Origin of the sequence: Enterobacter sp. JBIWA005, from assembly GCF_019968805.1 — a bacterium.
Taxonomy (GTDB): Bacteria; Pseudomonadota; Gammaproteobacteria; order Enterobacterales; family Enterobacteriaceae; genus Enterobacter; species Enterobacter vonholyi.
Genome location: NZ_CP074160.1, coordinates 174164 through 191037 on the forward strand (window position 1 = coordinate 174164; position 16874 = coordinate 191037).

Here is a 16874-nt window from a genome sequence, read left to right on the forward strand (position 1 = left end):
TCCAAGTCCAGGGCCTGCAGCTCCTGCGGCTTCAAAGCACGGAGCAGTGGGTGTCGCAGCAGAGCCACATCCTGTCCGACTGCGACTGGCTTTACCATGCCCCATCTGCTGTAGCCCTTCTTTAACAAAAACTGGCCCCTGCTCAACCAGCTCTTTCAGGCCGCCACCCGCGCCATACTACACCGGGCCCGTAAGCAGGGCGTGGAGGCCGGCATCTTCTGCACCCTGCACACCCGTGGCCGCCAGCTCAGCCAGCATCCGCACATTCATGCCTCCGTCACCCGCGGCGGGCTCGATGTTAAACATGGCGTCTGGCGGGCGCTGTTTTTCAAAAAGAAGGTGGTGGAAGAAATCTGGCGGGGTGCCGTCATTCGCCTGCTGCGCAAAAGTTACGACCTGATTAATCCCGGCAGCCTGCCGGGGCTGGGGCATATCCGCGACAGGGAACAGTGGCGGCGTTACCTGCAGGCTCAGTATGGTCGCCACTGGAAAGTCCATTTTGCGAAGAAGACCCGGGGCGTGGCACAGCGTGAAATATCCGGGATGCTACTTCAAACTACCTTTTTCTTTGGCCATTCTATACCAAATCCATTCATTATGATAAGTTACATATATAGTAGTTTAACATGTAAGACCATGCTCGTTAGACGCGCTCTGATTGCTCTCTATCTATGCTTTAAAAATTTCAGGCCAATTTTTTCTGTTTTATTTTTGAATTCGATAAAATTATCTGATCCTACCCGCGAATAGTGGACACGGATGAACCACTTGCTTAGCTGTGGTTTGTTTTTGGTTTTCAGGATCTGGTAGAACTCGAGTGCCAGTTGCTGTGCTAATTTCAGCTGTGGCTCTTTTTCACACATCAGACTAATAAAACGGGAAGCGTAATTTTCTTCACCTCTGATGATTCGCCAGGGCATCAGCCAGCGGCTCACACGGGAAGCGGAAGGAAGTCGGCAGGTGATAGTAACCGGAGGGAGCCAGCCTTTACGCCATCTGGCAACGGCGTCCCTGACGATGGTTTCACTGCCTGTGAACCCTTTCGCCGCCATTTCTCGCCATATCTGACTGGCATTGTGGTTTCCGCTTTCTCGCTGTTCTTCAAGCCAGTCCTTCCATGGCTCGAGAAATCCCCGTTTTGGTGGACGGGTCGACATTTCGGGGAATGTCCCGGATTGTACCCATCGACTTATAGTCACCCGGGATAACCCGGTGATACGGGATATTTCCCTGAACCCGCATCCCTTATTATGCAGTGACATCACCTCCGACCTGCGTTGATATCGTTTTTTTCGGGTTTGCTGTTTCAGCCGCTCCAGGCGACGGAGTGATGATGGTGGCTCTACTGGCGTTGACTCTGCTGATTTTTTTGGCGACAGTTCGCTGGCAACAAGACGTATCAAAGGCATATATCTGTACATCATCCGTTCGAGCGCATCACCAATATTTTTCAGTAGATGCCAGCGATCGGCCACTTGCCTTGCCTGAGGTGCGCCTTCCCTGGCAGCCATAGCATAGATCCCACCGCGATCCCGTGATACTACCTGTATCTCCGGATATTTTCTGAACCAGGATGCCAGTGCACGCCGGTCGCGTCCGGGAAGCAGAACCAGGGGGCGGTGAGTATCCAGATTGACTATCAGCGTGCCGTAACGATGACCCCGATACCAGGCCCATTCGTCGATCCCTACGTGTGGAGTATCCCCTCATCCGAATAGCAGAAGTGCTCTGTGTATCGCGTTCGAATCTGTATGACCGGTTGCTGGAGAAACGCCAGCAACGTTCAGCCCGCTACAGCAAAGACGATGACGCCCGACTGTTACCGCTTATCCGCCAGATATGCAGCGAGCGGGCAACAAACGGCTATCGTCGCGTGACTGCGCACCTTAAGCGTGCGTTGAAGGAACAGAACTGGCGGGTTAACCCCAAACGTATTTACCGGATCATGCAGGCGAATAAGCTGTTACTGGCAAAATCTGGCTATAAAAAGCCAGAGCGCTGTCATACCGGCAACGTCGTGACACTTAAGCCGGATACGCGCTGGTGTTCAGATGGCTTCGAGTTCGGCTGTGACAACGGCGGAAAACTACGTGTAACGTTCGCGCTGGACAGCTGTGACCGTGAGGCCATAGACTGGGCTGCAAGCACGGGAGGCTATGACAGTTCGCCGTGCAGGATGTGATGCTGAGGTCGGTGGAAAAACGCTTCGGCGACAGGTTGCCCGACACACCGGTGCAGTGGCTGACAGATAACGGTTCAGCGTATACTGCGCATGAAACGCGGAGGTTCGCCAGAGAGCTGAATCTGGAACCCTGCACAACAGTAGTGAGCAGCCCACAGAGTAATGGCATGGCAGAGCGGTTCGTGAAGACGATGAAGGAAGACTATATTCATGCCAAAACCGGATGTGAGAACAGCCCTGCGAAACCTTGCAGCATCGTTAACGCATTACAACCGTACAGCGCGCTGGGATATCACTCCCCAAGGGAATACCGGAGAGGGTGGGCATCGTTAAATTAAGAGACAAAGCTGTCCGGAGATGGCGGGTCAAGATCAACTGAGTACGAGATGGCAAAAGAGAGAGCATTGACGCTTGAGGCGCTTCGAGTGATGGACGCGATTGACCGGCGTGGCAGTTTTGCAGCGGCGGCAAATGAGTTGCGGCGCGTTCCGTCTGCGCTAAGTTACACCATGCAGAAGCTGGAGGAAGAGCTGGACGTGTTGTTGTTTGATCGCTCAGGTCGCCGAACAAAATTCACTAATGTGGGGCGAATGCTGCTGGAGCGAGGGCGCGTGCTTCTGGAAGCTGCGGACAAGCTTACAGCGGACGCCGAAGTGCTGGCGCGAGGCTGGGAAAACCATCTGACATTAGTTACCGAAGCACTGGTGCCTGTAAAAGTATTGTTCCCGCTAGTCAACCGTCTGGCAGATAAAGCGAACACTCAGCTGTCGATCATTACCGAGGTTCTGGCAGGAGTCTGGGAGAGTCTGGATACAGGCAGAGCAGACATCGTCATTGCGTCGGGCAGGCATTTGCGTTCCAGTTCGGAAATCAACTCGCGCAAGCTTTACAGCGTGAATAACATCTATGTTGCTGCATCCAGTCACCCTATTCACAACGAGCCGGAACCGCTGTCTGAAGTCACGCGCGTGAAGTATCGCGGTGTTGCAGTCGCAGATACCGCACGTGAACGTCCTGTATTGACGGTACAGTTGCTGGATAAACAGCCTCGTCTGACAGTTACCTCGCTGGAAGACAAACGGCAGGCGCTGTTGGCAGGGCTTGGCGTGGCGACAATGCCGTATCCGTTTGTGGAAAAAGATATTGCTGAAGGGCGGCTGCGCGTTGTCAGCCCGGAATATAGCCATGAGGTGGATATCATTATGGCGTGGCGTCGCGACAGCATGGGAGAAGCTAAATCTTGGTTCCTGCACGAAATACCGAAGCTCTTCTCCTGCTATTCTAAATAGATTTTCGACGCCGCTAAACGAGCGTGATTCCGGACATTATCACCAGCGACGACTGGGGCAGCTAAGCCAGAGAAGTTCCGAAGGATAAGCATCTGACCTGCACAATCTTCACCCAACGCATTGAGCGCAACAACCTGAACCAGAAAACCAATAGACAGAAGATGGAGGGCATACGCTGGTGCAAACCAGCACCCCGCGCGAATGCGCGTAAGCGTACAGCGAGGGCCGTATTGACAGGGATGTATTATTGAGCTTGCAGTGCTATGCGCCAGGGTAGCAGTTCGCTGACCCGATTGACTGGCCAGTCGGCTATGACGTCAAGCACATAGCGAAGATAGCCTTCTGGCTCCACGCTGTTCAGTTTGCACGTCCCGATCAGGCTGTACAGCAGAGCCCCCCGCTCACCACCATGATCAGAACCGAAGAACAGGAAGATGGTATGACCTTTATATAATCACTTTAGCATCGGTGCATTATTGGAGGTCATCATGTTACAAAATTCCCCTTCGATTTATGTTGGTCTGGATGTGCATAAAGAATCACTGGCTATCGCGATAGCCAGTCCTGAGCGCGGTGGAGAAATCCGCTTTTATGGTAACATCCCAAATCAACAGCAAAGCATTAATCACTTATTTTTAAAGATAAAAAAGCAATACTCATACATTATGGCTTGTTATGAAGCGGGTCCCTGTGGATACAATATTTATCACCAGCTAACAGCTATGGACGTTGAGTGTATTGTTGTAGCGCCATCACGGATCCCAAAATCACCCACAGACCGCATCAAAAACGATCACCGTGACGTAGTTGGTCTGGCAAGATTATTACGTGCCGGTGAATTAACCCCAGTCTGGATCCCTGACCTGACGCACGAAGCAATGCGTGATCTGGTTCGGGCCAGGGCTGCTTCAAAGCAAGATAGCCGCATTGCCAGGCAGCGAATACAGAGCATATTGCTGCGTAATGACCGGAGATATGACAAGAAGCCGTGGAGTTACAAACATCGGATCTGGCTGGCCAACCAGACTTTTCCTCTACCATCGCAACAGATTGCATTTCAGCACTATTGTCAGAGCCTCGAACAAATAGAAAGCCGAATAATACAACTGGATCAAAAGATTGATCGGCTGTTACCCGAATGGTCGTTATACAATCTGGTCTGCCAGCTTCAGGCGCTAAAAGGCGTGGGTAAAACGATTGCAATCTCACTTGTGTCAGAACTTGGCGATTTCTCTCGTTTCCCTAATCCAAAACAAATCATGGCCTATATAGGGTTAATTCCGGGGGAATATTCCAGTGGTAACAAAACTCGTTCCCGGGGCATAACAAAAACCGGTAACAGTGAACTACGAAGGCTATTGTACGAAGCTGCGTGGGCATATCGTTCTCCGGCAAAAGTTGGAAGCTGGCTCATTACCTACCGACCAACTGAAACCACACAGGAATCAAAAGACATTGCCTGGAAAGCTCAACAGCGGTTATTTGCCCGCTACAAAGCGCTCTTACAGAGAGGTAAACGGTCACAAATTGCTGTTACAGCGGTCGCCAGGGAACTGACAGGATTCATGTAGGATATTGCCCTGACGGCTCGACAATCAGGGTAACAGTACAGCGTTAAACCCTGAAGTGCCGGGCACGGAATGAGTGATCCTCGTCAAGAACGTAGGTCGGAAGGCAACAATCCGATACCAGCAGGTAGAAAGAGGCAAGCTCACTACGAAAACCTTCGTGGGGCAACTAATCTCCGAATAAGAGTCTGTTCAATTCAGGATACAGCTCGGTCACTTCAGGTTCTCTGACGCCTGCGACTGTTTTAAAGCACAGAAAAATCAGGCTGTGCAGGACAAGTACGGCCGAAATTCTTGACAAAGGTCATAAGAGTTTTTACGACCCAGACTGACCGTCCGCAGGGCATTTTCAGCGATATTATTGTGTGTGCCTTGCAAGGCACGATCTTTCCGTCGGTGAAAGTCCGACCCGGCTAACTCTCGCTCCGGCCGGAAGTACAGGGGGCGGTCCAGGAGGTAACGAATGGGCTGAAGCTCTCCCTGAAACGGCTTCTTAAGGAAGTCAACAGGTTATGCGGGCCGTAACGTGAGTGAACACTGAGCAGGCCTCGAAATGCCGTCGTGGGTGCTGACACGCCATAATAACGGGGAAGGCCGACGATGACCGGGAAGAGAGTGAGAAATGCACCGGTCATACCCACCGGGGTAGTGGTGACAGCACGCATAACGATTGATCGATCGTGCAACAAGGGAAGTCCATAACGATGCCCGCCCGGCAGACGGGCAACGACGCCCCGTGAGGGGCTGAGTCGGTTGTTATGGATGGCGGATGGGGGTGTAGTAGTGAAGAGACTGAGTAATGTCAGAGGAGCGAAGGCCACCTGTTGCAGTACCAGTGTACCAAGCAGGAAGAGCCCGGGGATTGGCATCAGCCTAACAACTCCGCTCGAATCGGTTCAGAACCTGCAGAAGACACTACAGGCAAAAGCAAAGGGTAACGCAACGGCTAAATTCCACAGTCTGTGGGATAAGGTTTGCCGACCGGATGTTCTCGTGGAAGCTTACAGGCGATGCCGTCTCAACCGGGGAGCCCCCGGCGTGGATGGAGAGTCTTTTGCTGGCATAGAACAGCAGGGATTAGGGCAATGGTTGCGAAGATTAAAGCAGGAGCTGAGCACAAAGCAGTATCGTTGCTCGCCCCTGTTGCGTGTATGGATCCCCAAAGCCAACGGCGGACAACGCCCGTTGAGTATCCCGACAATAAAAGACAGAGTGGTTCAGACGGCGGTGTTACTCGTTATTAACCCCGTTTTCGACACCGATCTGTCCCCACGGCAGTACGGTTTCAGAAGTCACATCGACGCCAAAATGGCCATACGCAGAGTCTACTTTAGCATCTCTGAACGCTTCGCCAGAGAAGTCGTTGATGCGGATTTATCTGACTACTTCAGTACGATCCCTCATGGGCAACTGATGAAATGCATCGCCCGGAGGATAAGTGATGGTAGCGTACTGGGGATAATCCGCCAGTGGCTCAGAGCCCCGGTAGTGGAACGGACCAGGCAGGGTGTCGAAATCCGGACCACAGCTGGCCGTAACACTCATCGTGGAACGGCACAGGGTTCACCAATAAGCCCGTTGCTGGGAAACCTCTATTTCAGGCGATTTATTCTGGCATGGAATAGCGGGACTCCTTTCTGGGAGAAGAACAGCGAGATCGTCAATTATGCCGACGATCTGGTGATATTATGCAAAAGGGGAACCGGAGAACAGGCCATGACAAGGATGAAGCGCCTGATGGAACGGCTGGGGCTGACCGTTAACGAAAGTAAAACCCGGCTGGTCGCTCTACCTGAAGGGAATTTTGATTTTCTCGGATATACCATTGGCCGATTTTATGGCAAAGGTGGGCGCCCCTACTGGGGCACAGCAATATCCCGGAAAGCGATCAAACGGCTCAAACAGGAAATACACGCTGAACCGCACCGGGTTTCCGGGAGACTAAACTCTCAGTGAAAAAGGAGATCCGACATGGCATCAAAATCAGCAAACCGTTACTCCCCGGAATTTCGTGAACGGGCAGTCAGAATGTTGCTGGACCAGCGTGATGAGTACCGTTCTGAACACGCGGCTATCCATTCTCTTGCCCCTAAAATAGGCTGCAGCACCGACACCCTGCGCACCTGGCTTCGTCAGCATGAGCGGGATGCAGGCGGAGGTGACGGTGGACTTTCCACCTCTGAGCGCGAACGTCTCAAGGAGCTGGAGCGGGAAGTCCGGGAACTGCGGCGCAGCAACGATATCCTGCGGCAGGCTTCCGCTTATTTTGCGAAGGCGGAGTTCGACCGTCTGTGGAAAAAATAATACCGCTGCTGGATACCCTCAGCAGGAGCCACGGGGTCGGACCGGTATGCCATGAGCTGGATATCGCCCCGTCGACATATTACCGGCACCAGGAGCAGCGTCAGCATCCGGAGAAGCGTAGCCTGCGGCAGCAACGTGACGACCAGCTGAAAGTGGAGATACAGCGCGTGTACGACGAAAACTACAGCGTCTATGGTGTTCGCAAGGTCTGGCGTCAGTTGCAGCGGGAAGGCTTCAGCGTGGCCAGATGCACCATCGCGCGGCTGATGAAGGCTATGGGGCTGGCCGGTGTGCTCCGTGGTAAAAAAGTGCGCACGACAGTCGGTCGTAAAACGCAGGCCGCTCATGACAGGGTCAATCGCCAGTTCGTCGCTGCCCGTCCCAACCAGCTTTGGGTGGCAGATTTTACGTATGCCAGCACCTGGCAGGGCTTCGCGTACGTGGCGTTCATCATCGATGTGTTCGCCGGCGTCATCGTGGGCTGGCAGGTGTCATCCTCGATGGAGACGACATTCGTGCTGGATGCGCTGGAGCAGGCGCTGTGGGCCCGTCGTCCGTCAGGCACAATCCATCACAGCGATAAGGGATCGCAATATGTGTCGCTGGCGTACACGCAGCGGCTACAGGAGGCGGAACTGCTGGCCTCAACGGGCAGCACGGGGGACTCCTACGACAATGCAATGGCGGAGAGCATCAATGGCCTGTACAAAGCGGAGGTGATACACCGACAGAGCTGGAAAAACCGTACGGAGGTTGAGCTGGCGACGCTGACATGGGTGGAGTGGTACAACAATCGTCGGCTCCTTGGGCGACTCGGCCACATACCACCTGCTGAAGCAGAAAAAGCGTATTATGCTTCCATCGGAGAAAAGGCTCTGGCAGCCTGAGTTCCCGGACTAAACTCTCTCCCACAAAACCGGGGCGGTTCAGTACCGGACGAAGAAGTTCTCCTTAAGATATTTCACCATTCGTTCCACCTTGCCTTTGGTTCTGGCCCTGCGCGGACGGCAGGCGCGTGGCAGGAAGTCATAGTGGTCGGCCAGCAATAGAAACCCGGAGTTGAACACCACTTTCCCGTTGTTATTCTTCAGCACCGCCGCCTTCTGGTTATCAACCAGCACGGTTTTCACGCTGCCACCGAAGTATCGGAAGGCGCGGACCAGAGACTCATAGATGTGTTCAGCGTCCTGCTTTGGTGCGGCGAAGACATGGAAGCGACGGGAGAACTCCAGCGCATTCACCGCGAAGTTAACTTTGCATCGCTGTCCAGCGACCTCCACCTCGACTTCGCCCCAGTCGTGCTGCAACTGGTAACCGGGCTGGGTTTCGAAGCGGACTGTTTTCTTCGATGGCCGCATTTTGCGTTTGGGCTGGATGTAATAGCGCAACATGGAGCGCCCGCCGGTGTAACCCATTGCTTTAATTTCTGCGAGGATAACCTCGCCATTCCAGACATTCTCAGCCAGGCGCGTGTCGATATAGTCCATGAACGGCTTCAGTTTGGCCATTTTGTGGCGTGTTTTTCTGGCCGGTGGTTCAGGGTATTTAAGATACCGCCTGACAGTACGCTCAGAGCAACCAACCTGAGTCGCAATATCGATAATGTACGCCCCTTGCTTACGCATTTGCTTTATCATGTAAAAGTCCTCTCTGCTCAGCATGTCGATGTCCTTTCTGGTGTGAGAACCTCAAGGAAACAACATGTTGGGTGGAGCGGACAACTCAAATGGCAAATGACAGTCTTATATCATTGGCGCTAACACTATCATCGCCGGATTAAAGGTTCGTCGACAGACGTCGCTGACGGGGCGCTTACTTCGAAGATATGCCTATTGAAAGTATACTGTCTACAGTATATTCAGAATTAGCCTTTACCCTGAATATCTGGAGAGACCTGTTTTTGAAAATGGCATACTGCCTCATTTCAATTTCAGTACTGTATGTTTTTTCAATTCCCCCCATAATTTCCCCTGCTCTCGTTAGCGTCATGCCGGGATGAATTCCCCATTTATTTTTACACCGCACATCAAACGTTTCGATATATATTATTCTACCAGCTGAATTCACTATGGCATCTAAGCTGTAAAATTTGTTCACATTTAGATGCCATATAAAAATGCCATCTGCATTCTTTTCCTTGGCGTACGAAATCTCCTTAACTTTTAGGTAATCAACAATTTTTGTATTTAACTTTACCTGACCGATAGAGTTATCGTAAATAAGGCAACGCTCCGAAATATCAGTGGCATAACTATTTAATGGAAATAATAAATATAATACAATAAACTTAAGCAAAGTGTTTTTTTTAAATTCATATAAATCTGCCATCCCCTAATAACATTATAACAATAACTCTTGGGTGATTTCATCTTGTAAGATCTTTACAGTGTGAAGCCTTAACCCCTGCATATATATGAAGTGAATTATAGAGTTCTTTGCGTAAACTTCCACGCTGGCAGAAATCACAGGAACCACCCGCGTCCACGTCAGAAATCTTTGTCCCCTGAGTGCCATCATTAACCTTGAAAGTCCCGGTAAAGACAGTGCCGGACCCATAGTCAAAGAGTACCCTCACAATGCTCCTTTTAGTGCCGGGAATCATAACAGAAGAAATAATCTCTGAACTCTGCGGTCGCTCCCATGCATTAGGCAGAAATGGATTTCCTTCCACAAAAGGAGGTTTCTCGCCAGGAGCTTCCCGGATAGCACGTTCCCGTAAATCAGATACACTCTCCAGCAGGCACAGCAATTCCGGTGAAATCAGTGAAGGAAGTTCGCCACCTAGTTTTTCACGATAGATACCGCTTGGTTTAATATTCCTTTCCCACTTCAGAAAGCGCTCAACCGTTTCATGAGCCCTGTCCTGAGGATTTGCTCCAACAAGGGAGATCTGTAGAAATACAAAAACGCCTGAAAAGTAGATGATTATCTTTTTCACATAATTTCTCCTTCGCTAATATAACTGTCATTTTGGGCCTCCTTTCACTGAGAGTTTAGACTCCCGAAAAAACCGTACAGTTCAAGCGCAACTAAATTTAAGATAGTGTGCTTATGCTTCAAAAGCACGTGTCCCTCATATATTACTTTACACCCGTTAAGACAGTTCAGCAGGCGCTGACGGACATCAGGATCCAGTGCTCGTGTGGCAGACGGCCTGCCAGCCACAGCTTTTCAGCAGTGAGTAAAGCCCTTCAGCCCGCCCCCCAATTCTGTCCGGTACCTGTATAACCTGCATCCCGCCATTATTGGGGGCTGTTCTGGTCGAGTTAACCAGACTGAACCGCCCCGGTTTTCCGGGAGAGTATTTTGGTTGGGAACTCAGGCTGCCAGATCCTTATTCCCGATGGAAGTATAATATGCATGTTCGGCTTCTGCCGGTGGGATATGCCCCAGCCTTTCCAGAAACCGGCGATTGTTGTACCAGTCCACCCACGCCAGCGTCGCCAGCTCATGCACGGCTTTTCCAGCTTTGCCTGTGTATCACCTCCGCTTTGTACAGGCCGTTGATGCTTTCGGCCATCGCGTTATCATAAGAGTCACCCGTACTTCCCGTTGAAGCCAGAAGCTCCGCCTCCTGCAACCGCTGTGTGTATGCCAGCGACACGTACTGTGAACCTTTGTCGCTGTGATGGATGGTGCCTGATGGCCGGTGGGCCCACAGCGCCTGCTCCAGCGCATCCAGCACGAACGTGGTTTCCATCGATGACGACACCCGCCAGCCCACGATGGCTCCGGCGAACACGTCGATGATGAACGCCACATACGCGAAGCCCTGCCAGGTACTCACGTATGTGAAGTCTGCTACCCAAAGCTGAGTGGGATGCTCTGCCACGAACTGATCCTACCCGCGAATAGTGGACACGGGACTAAGTGAGTAAACTCTCAACCAGAGGTGACTCATGACCAAATCAGCCACAACCAGCAACAAGCTCCGCAAACAACACTCGCCCGAGTTCCGTCAGGAAGCCCTGAAGCTTGCTGAACGCATTGGTGTAGCCGCCGCAGCCCGTGAACTCAGTCTGTACGAATCTCAACTTTATACCTGGCGTAAAAAACAACAGCAGGCCCTGTCTGGCTCTGAGCGGGAGCAGCAGCAATCCGTTGAAATTGCACGTCTTAAACGCCTGCTGGCTGAACGGGACGAGGAGCTGGCCATTCTCCAAAAGGCCGCGACATACTTCGCGAAGCGCCTGAAATGAAGTATGTCTTTGTCGAAAATCATCGGGCAGAGTTCAGTGCCGGGTGCTGCGCGTGGCCAGGAGTGGCTGGTATTCATGGTGTCTGCGCCGTCATCAGACTAACCGGCGACGGCAGTCCGTCTGGTCTGTGATGCCGCTGTCCGGCAGGCGTTCAGTGATGCAAAACAGCGGTATGGTGCACCGCGTCTGGCTGATAAATTGCCCCGGTACAACATCAGAACCATCGCCGCCAGCCTGCGTCGTCAGGGGCTTCGTGCAAAAGCAGCGCGTAAGTTCAGGCCGGTCAGCTACCGTAAGCATGGTCTGCCGGTATCAGAGAACCTGCTGAAGCAGGATTTTTACGCCAGCAGGCCGAACCAGAAATGGGCTGGTGACATCACGTACGTACGGATGAGGGCTGGCTGTATCTGGCGGTCTGTGGTCCAGGGCTGTCATTGGCTGGTCGATGTCGCCAAGAATGACGGCACAACTCGCGTGTGATGCGCTACAGATGGCACTGTGGCGACGTAAGCGACCGGAAAATGTCATCGTCCATACGGATCGTGGCGGGCAATATTGTTCAGCGGATTATCAGGCATTGCTGAAACGGCATAATCTACGCGGGAGCATGAGCGCCAAAGGGTGTTGTTACGACAATGCCTGCGCGGAAAGCTTCTTCCATTCGCTGAAGGTGGAATGTATCCATGGAGAGCGCTTTATCAGCCGGGAATTAATGCGAACGGCGGTGTTCAATTATATCGAGTGTGATTACAATCGGTGGCGTCGTCACAGTGCCTGTGGCGGACTCAGCCCGGAACAATTTGAAAACCAGAACCTCGCTTAGGGCGGTGTCCACATTATCTGGGTAAGATCATCAACCCTAAAAACGAGTATTATACATCAAATTCAACTAATCAGAGGTATTACCCATTTTTGATAGAGTCCATTTTTAAAATTAAGTGGACTCTATCATCGCCGGATTAAAGGTTCGTCGACAGACGTCGCTGATGGGGCGCTTACACAGGTAATACCTCTATTTAATTACAACAAAATCATTTATAACTTCCATACACTGCATTTATAGCAATTTTTGCAGCATTTTTAATTATTGTTTCATCATGTTTATCGTTTTGATTAGTACGCGTTGTATACACAGCGATAACAGCAGGTGAATTGGAATCAGGCCATAAAATAGCAACATCATTAGCTGTACCATAGAAACCACAGGTGCCTGTTTTATCGCCAACAACCCATTTATCAGGAACTGCGGCTCTGACTCGCGCATTGCCAGTCGTGTTTCCTTGAAGCCAATCCTGCAGTAAGGCTTTATTTTTAGCATCAAGTACAGAACCAAATGCAATATTTTTTAGGCTCATTGCTACTGCTTTCGGAGTTGAAGTATCACGTTTATCGCCTGGAATAGCTGAGTTTAATTCTAACTCCCAGCGATCAAGCCTGAACTCCGTGTCTCCCGTTGATCGCATAAATGCAGTCAAACCTTCAGGACCTCCGACGTATCTTTCCATTAATAGATTAGACGCTCCATTATCACTGTACTGAATTGCTGCCATAGCCAAAGTCTGAACGCTTGCACCCGTTTCTAGGTATTTTTCTGATACAGGAGAATGCTTCTCCATAACACGACCGGAATACTCTACCGTATCATTAAGAGAAAAAGATTTATCCTGAGTTTTTTTTAATACGGATGCAGCTAAGAACACCTTAAATGAACTGCATAAAGGAAATCTCTCATTTTGCCTGTAGGAAAACTCTTTCCCATTTTCTGTATTTAAAAGATAAACACCTATCCGCCCTCCAAAAACAGTTTCCAGTTCCTTAATTTGAGCCAGGCCATTCCTTTCCTGATTTGCAAATGAGTTAGATGAAGCAAAAGGAAGGCAGAGCGAAAAAGAAAGAATAATCGCATTTTTTCGCATTTTTTTTAACATATTTAACACCTTTATAAAGTTTACTGGCTATAAATCAGAAATTAATACGCCATCTATTAGTCCGCGCTTGTTGACGCATGTAAAACATAAAGCGAAATTAAATACTTTCATTAAAATAAAAACATTTTATCTTTTAATATGTTAGCAACCTGGTGATGTTTTTTATTGAAAGCATTTCCCTGGTTGTAAAAAACAAAGGTAGGCTATTTAATAAACAGATAATTTATTTTTAATACACAAAAAAACCATTCATTTTCTGATCCATTAAATTATACAGTGCAAGTCAGGTGATATATTTCTTTATTTTTAGTAAATGATTTTTAAATTTTAAAATATTAGATTACCTTTCAGCTAACAATTAATAAAAAGGGTCACCTTTAGCATAAAAATCAAAAATGATTCATAAGCACATTATTCAATGTATTTAATATGAATTCCTCATGCGATGGGAATTTAATTGAAACATTGCAATTCTTGGGGTGGGAATAGAAACTTAACATTAAGATACCTCCAGCTAATTTTAGTAAAAACAAGATTGAACAGCCATAATTTATATAACAATTTAAAAATAACGGTATAAAAATGTCTATCAAAATGAATTATACATTTGCTCTTTATGGTGACAAGCTATAATATATTTGCTTAGACATAAGTAAAACTTTTAGGTTAATACGCCATGAGAAATCGCCTCCCATTGAACGGGTTACGGGCTTTTGAGGCTTCTGCCCGCCACCTTAACTTTACACGTGCAGGTCTTGAACTGCATGTTAGTCAAGCCGCTGTAAGTCAACACGTTCGTTCTCTGGAGAACATTCTTAATGTCACTCTGTTTCGAAGGTTACCGCGAGGATTACTTCTTACAGAAGAAGGGGCACATTTACTTCCTATCGTTAATGATGCGTTCAATCGTATGGATTCAGCTTTACAAAAATTCCGTGGAGGTAAATTTCTCGAAGTGCTTACTGTTGCTGTGGTGGGAACTTTTGCGATTGGATGGCTTTTGCCCCGGCTTAAGGATTTTTATGAAAAATACCCCTGGATTGACTTAAGGATTTTAACCCATAACAATACAATCAATTTGGCAACTGAAGGTATTGATGCATCAATTCGCTTTGGAACAGGAAAATGGACTCTTACTGACAATATTGAACTATTTTCTGCACCGCACACTGTACTATGCTCTCCTGTTGTTGCAGAAAGTCTTCTCTCACCGAATGATCTAAGAAATAAATTGTTATTACGAACTTATCGGCAGGATGAATGGTATCACTGGCTTGAAGTTGCTGGTGTTGAGCCATGGGTAATTACAGGACCAATTTTTGATTCATCTAGACTTATGGTTGATGCTACTAGCATATCTGATGGAATAGCTCTGGCACCTGCATGTATGTTCAGAAGGGAATTGGAGATAGGATTGCTTAAAATGCCTTTTGATATTGAAGTAAACATGGGAAGTTATTGGTTGACGTTTTTAAAATCAAAACAGAAATCTACGGCATTGACTGCCTTCAGCACTTGGTTACAGGACTGCAGCCTGTAATTAAATTACTGACTTTATTGAGGATATGAGAGATTTTATAAGAAGAGAAAAGAACCAATATTATATGATGATGAACCGTACCGGTTTTGTGGGAGAGAGTTAAGTCCGGGAACTCAGACTGCCAGCTCCTTATTCCCGATGGAAGCGTAATACTCTTTTTCTGCTTCAGCAGGTGGGATGTGACCGAGCCGCTCAAGCAGTCGACGATTGTTGTACCAGTCCACCCACCACAGTGTTGCCAGCTCCACTTCCTGCCGGTTTTTCCAGCTCTGGCGGTGTATCACCTCTGCTTTGCACAGACCGTTGATGCTTTCGGCCATGGCATTATCGTAAGAGTCACCCGTGCTGCCCGTTGAAGCAAGAAGCTTCGCTTCCTGCAGCCGTTGCGTGTAGGCCAGTGAAACATATTGCGAACCTTTATCCGAGTGATGGATGGTGCCGGAAGGTCGACGTGCCCACAGTGCCTGCTCCAGCGCATCCAGTACGAACGTTGTCTCCATAGACGATGATACCCGCCAGCCTAAAATAACGCCGGCGAACACATCTATGATGAACACGACATATGCGAAGCCCTGCCAGGTGCTGACGTACGTGAAATCTGCCACCCAAAGCTGACTGGGGCCGCTCTGCCACGAACTGACGGTTTACCCTGTCGCTTGCCGCAACGTCTTTCCGGCTGACCGTGGTGCGCACTTTTTTACCCCGCAGCACACCAGCCAGCCCCATAGCCTTCATCAGTCGCGCGATGGTGCATCTGGCTACACTGAAGCCTTCCCGCTGCAACTGTCTCCAGACTTTACGGATGCCATAGACACTGTAGTTTCCGCCATACACCCGCTGTATTTCCGGTCTCAGCAGGTCGTCACGGCGGTCACGCAGACTACGTTTCTCCGGATGCTGGCGATATTCACGGTGCCGATAGTACGTCGACGGGGCGATATTCAGCTCATGACATACCGGTCCGACCCCGTCGCAGAGTGTATCCAGCAGCGGCATTATTTTTTCCACAGGCGGTCGTACTCCGCCTTCGCAAAATAAGCTGAGGCTTGCCGCAGGATATCGTTACTACGCCGTAATTCCCGGTTTTCCTGCTCCAGCTCTTTGAGGCGCTGGCGCTCGTCACTTGTGAGTCCGCCATCCCGATGGGCACAGGGATCAGACTGGAAACAGACGTACTGACCCCAAAGAAACGATCGTTAAACGTAAACCGTGCGCCAACGCGGGTTACGTTCATAAAGTAAGTCGCTGATTTCAGGAATCTGTAGTATCCTCTGCGAAACGATCCTTGTTTGATCCTTGAGGGGGCAGAGATGTCGCAGGCTGAAAATGCAGTAACTTCCTCATCGAAAGAAAAGCGTTCTTACCGAAAAGGTAAGCCGATGTCGGCAAGTGAAAGACAGCTTGCCGCGATTGCGCGTAAACGTGAAACACATAAAGAAGTGAAGGTTTTTGTTAAAAATCCTCTTAAAGACTGGATGATTACGATCTGTGAAGAGGAAGGACTCACTCAAGCGCAGTTTATTGAGACCTTACTCGAACGTGAACTTTCTGAACGTGGTGTTCTGGATGTAAAGACTTCACATTCTTGATCGTTTTCTCGTTGGGTGCTAGATTACTGATCGTTTTAACGAATTCTTGGCTGGCCACGCCGTAAGGTGGCAGGGAACTGGTTCTGATGAGGTGTCTACCCGGAGCCAGAAAAGCAAAAACCCCGATAATCTCATCCATTCTTGGCGGGACGGTAAGATTAACGGGGCCTACTTAAACTGTATAGAAGCTGTTGCTCTATGCAGGGAGTATAGTTTTATGCTCAGAAAAGTTCAATACCTGTTTCTGTGCCATTTGCTCCTTCCGTGCAACATAA

At 49.6% G+C, this 16874-nt stretch carries 10 protein-coding genes, 9 pseudogenes and 2 other annotated features; of the genes and pseudogenes, 10 read left to right on the top strand and 9 right to left on the bottom strand.

What is annotated here, in order from left to right:
- Window positions 1-201: 201 nt before the first annotated feature.
- Entirely contained in the window at window positions 202-750 is a 549-nt protein-coding gene (locus KGP22_RS23295) for a transposase (RefSeq protein WP_223540641.1), read from the top strand.
- On the opposite strand, the pseudogene KGP22_RS23300 reads toward KGP22_RS23295, so the two are convergent.
- Window positions 675-1697 (bottom strand): annotated as a pseudogene (locus KGP22_RS23300) (transposase); the annotation flags it as partial. The gene KGP22_RS23295 and the pseudogene KGP22_RS23300 sit on opposite strands and share 76 nt — an antisense overlap.
- Window positions 1698-1855: 158 nt before the next feature.
- Here KGP22_RS23300 and KGP22_RS23305 point away from each other — a divergent pair.
- The 3 genes and pseudogenes from KGP22_RS23305 to KGP22_RS23315 all read left to right on the top strand — a co-directional run.
- A pseudogene (locus KGP22_RS23305) lies at window positions 1856-2520 on the top strand (DDE-type integrase/transposase/recombinase); the annotation flags it as partial.
- A gap of 48 nt (window positions 2521-2568) precedes the next feature.
- Entirely contained in the window at window positions 2569-3471 is a 903-nt protein-coding gene (locus KGP22_RS23310; protein WP_123061053.1) for a LysR family transcriptional regulator, read from the top strand.
- Between the two features lie 35 nt (window positions 3472-3506).
- A pseudogene (locus KGP22_RS23315) lies at window positions 3507-3635 on the top strand (IS1 family transposase); the annotation flags it as partial.
- A gap of 80 nt (window positions 3636-3715) precedes the next feature.
- On the opposite strand, the pseudogene KGP22_RS23320 reads toward KGP22_RS23315, so the two are convergent.
- Window positions 3716-3904, bottom strand: a pseudogene (locus tag KGP22_RS23320) (transposase domain-containing protein); the annotation flags it as partial.
- 55 nt (window positions 3905-3959) lie between these two features.
- Here KGP22_RS23320 and KGP22_RS23325 point away from each other — a divergent pair.
- The 3 genes from KGP22_RS23325 (at window position 3960) to KGP22_RS23335 (ending at window position 8230) form a co-directional block, all read left to right on the top strand.
- Window positions 3960-5042: an IS110 family transposase gene (locus KGP22_RS23325; protein WP_223582596.1), complete on the top strand. Its 1083-nt coding sequence runs from the start codon at window positions 3960-3962 to the stop codon at window positions 5040-5042.
- 1035 nt (window positions 5043-6077) lie between these two features.
- The gene (locus tag KGP22_RS23330; protein WP_172621955.1) at window positions 6078-6995 is read left to right on the top strand and encodes a reverse transcriptase domain-containing protein; all 918 of its coding nucleotides are present in this window, start codon (window positions 6078-6080) and stop codon (window positions 6993-6995) included.
- A gap of 15 nt (window positions 6996-7010) precedes the next feature.
- A protein-coding gene (locus KGP22_RS23335; protein WP_223582561.1) for an IS3 family transposase occupies window positions 7011-8230 on the top strand; the annotation gives its coding sequence in 2 pieces (ribosomal slippage) (window positions 7011-7305 and window positions 7305-8230; 1221 coding nt in all).
- Window positions 7298-7414 (top strand) — a sequence feature (AL1L pseudoknot). Its footprint overlaps the gene before it by 117 nt.
- A gap of 42 nt (window positions 8231-8272) precedes the next feature.
- On the opposite strand, the pseudogene istA reads toward KGP22_RS23335, so the two are convergent.
- From istA to KGP22_RS23355, 4 genes and pseudogenes are all read right to left on the bottom strand, one after another.
- A pseudogene (gene istA / locus KGP22_RS23340) lies at window positions 8273-9004 on the bottom strand (IS21 family transposase); the annotation flags it as partial.
- Between the two features lie 151 nt (window positions 9005-9155).
- Window positions 9156-9671: a hypothetical protein gene (locus tag KGP22_RS23345; RefSeq protein WP_223582598.1), complete on the bottom strand. Its 516-nt coding sequence runs from the start codon at window positions 9669-9671 to the stop codon at window positions 9156-9158.
- Window positions 9672-9708: 37 nt separating this feature from the next.
- A complete protein-coding gene (locus KGP22_RS23350) occupies window positions 9709-10281 on the bottom strand; it encodes a hypothetical protein (RefSeq protein WP_123061076.1) in 573 nt (190 codons plus the stop codon).
- A 380-nt stretch (window positions 10282-10661) separates the two neighbouring features.
- Window positions 10662-11181, bottom strand: a pseudogene (locus tag KGP22_RS23355) (IS3 family transposase); the annotation flags it as partial.
- Between the two features lie 61 nt (window positions 11182-11242).
- On the opposite strand from KGP22_RS23355, the pseudogene KGP22_RS23360 reads away from it, so the two are divergent.
- A pseudogene (locus KGP22_RS23360) lies at window positions 11243-12365 on the top strand (IS3 family transposase).
- Between the two features lie 208 nt (window positions 12366-12573).
- Here the strand turns inward: KGP22_RS23360 and KGP22_RS23365 are convergent.
- Window positions 12574-13470, bottom strand: coding sequence for a carbapenem-hydrolyzing class A beta-lactamase FRI-8 (locus KGP22_RS23365; RefSeq protein ID WP_140423308.1), 897 nt, complete (start codon window positions 13468-13470; stop codon window positions 12574-12576).
- Between the two features lie 676 nt (window positions 13471-14146).
- Here KGP22_RS23365 and KGP22_RS23370 point away from each other — a divergent pair.
- Window positions 14147-15010, top strand: coding sequence for a LysR family transcriptional regulator (locus KGP22_RS23370; protein ID WP_143345837.1), 864 nt, complete (start codon window positions 14147-14149; stop codon window positions 15008-15010).
- 113 nt (window positions 15011-15123) lie between these two features.
- Here KGP22_RS23370 and KGP22_RS23375 read toward each other — a convergent pair.
- Window positions 15124-16143 (bottom strand): annotated as a pseudogene (locus KGP22_RS23375) (IS3 family transposase); the annotation flags it as partial.
- Window positions 15941-16051: a sequence feature (AL1L pseudoknot), on the bottom strand. It overlaps the preceding pseudogene by 111 nt.
- 177 nt (window positions 16144-16320) lie before the next feature.
- Between KGP22_RS23375 and KGP22_RS23380 the strand changes: the two are divergent.
- Complete coding sequence (locus KGP22_RS23380) at window positions 16321-16599, top strand: replication regulatory protein RepA (protein WP_123061079.1); 279 nt, start codon at window positions 16321-16323, stop codon at window positions 16597-16599.
- A gap of 35 nt (window positions 16600-16634) precedes the next feature.
- On the opposite strand, the pseudogene KGP22_RS24200 reads toward KGP22_RS23380, so the two are convergent.
- Window positions 16635-16738 (bottom strand): annotated as a pseudogene (locus KGP22_RS24200) (replication protein RepA).
- Window positions 16739-16874: the final 136 nt, after the last annotated feature.

Bases quoted from the DNA above. Each gene is read 5' to 3' on its own strand.
- KGP22_RS23310 (WP_123061053.1), top strand. From the start codon at position 2,569: ATGGCAAAAGAGAGAGCATTGACGCTTGAGGCGCTTCGAGTGATGGAC.
- KGP22_RS23325 (WP_223582596.1), top strand. From the start codon at position 3,960: ATGTTACAAAATTCCCCTTCGATTTATGTTGGTCTGGATGTGCATAAA.
- KGP22_RS23345 (WP_223582598.1), bottom strand. From the start codon at position 9,671: ATGGCAGATTTATATGAATTTAAAAAAAACACTTTGCTTAAGTTTATT.
- KGP22_RS23365 (WP_140423308.1), bottom strand. From the start codon at position 13,470: ATGTTAAAAAAAATGCGAAAAAATGCGATTATTCTTTCTTTTTCGCTC.
- KGP22_RS23370 (WP_143345837.1), top strand. From the start codon at position 14,147: ATGAGAAATCGCCTCCCATTGAACGGGTTACGGGCTTTTGAGGCTTCT.
- KGP22_RS23380 (WP_123061079.1), top strand. From the start codon at position 16,321: ATGTCGCAGGCTGAAAATGCAGTAACTTCCTCATCGAAAGAAAAGCGT.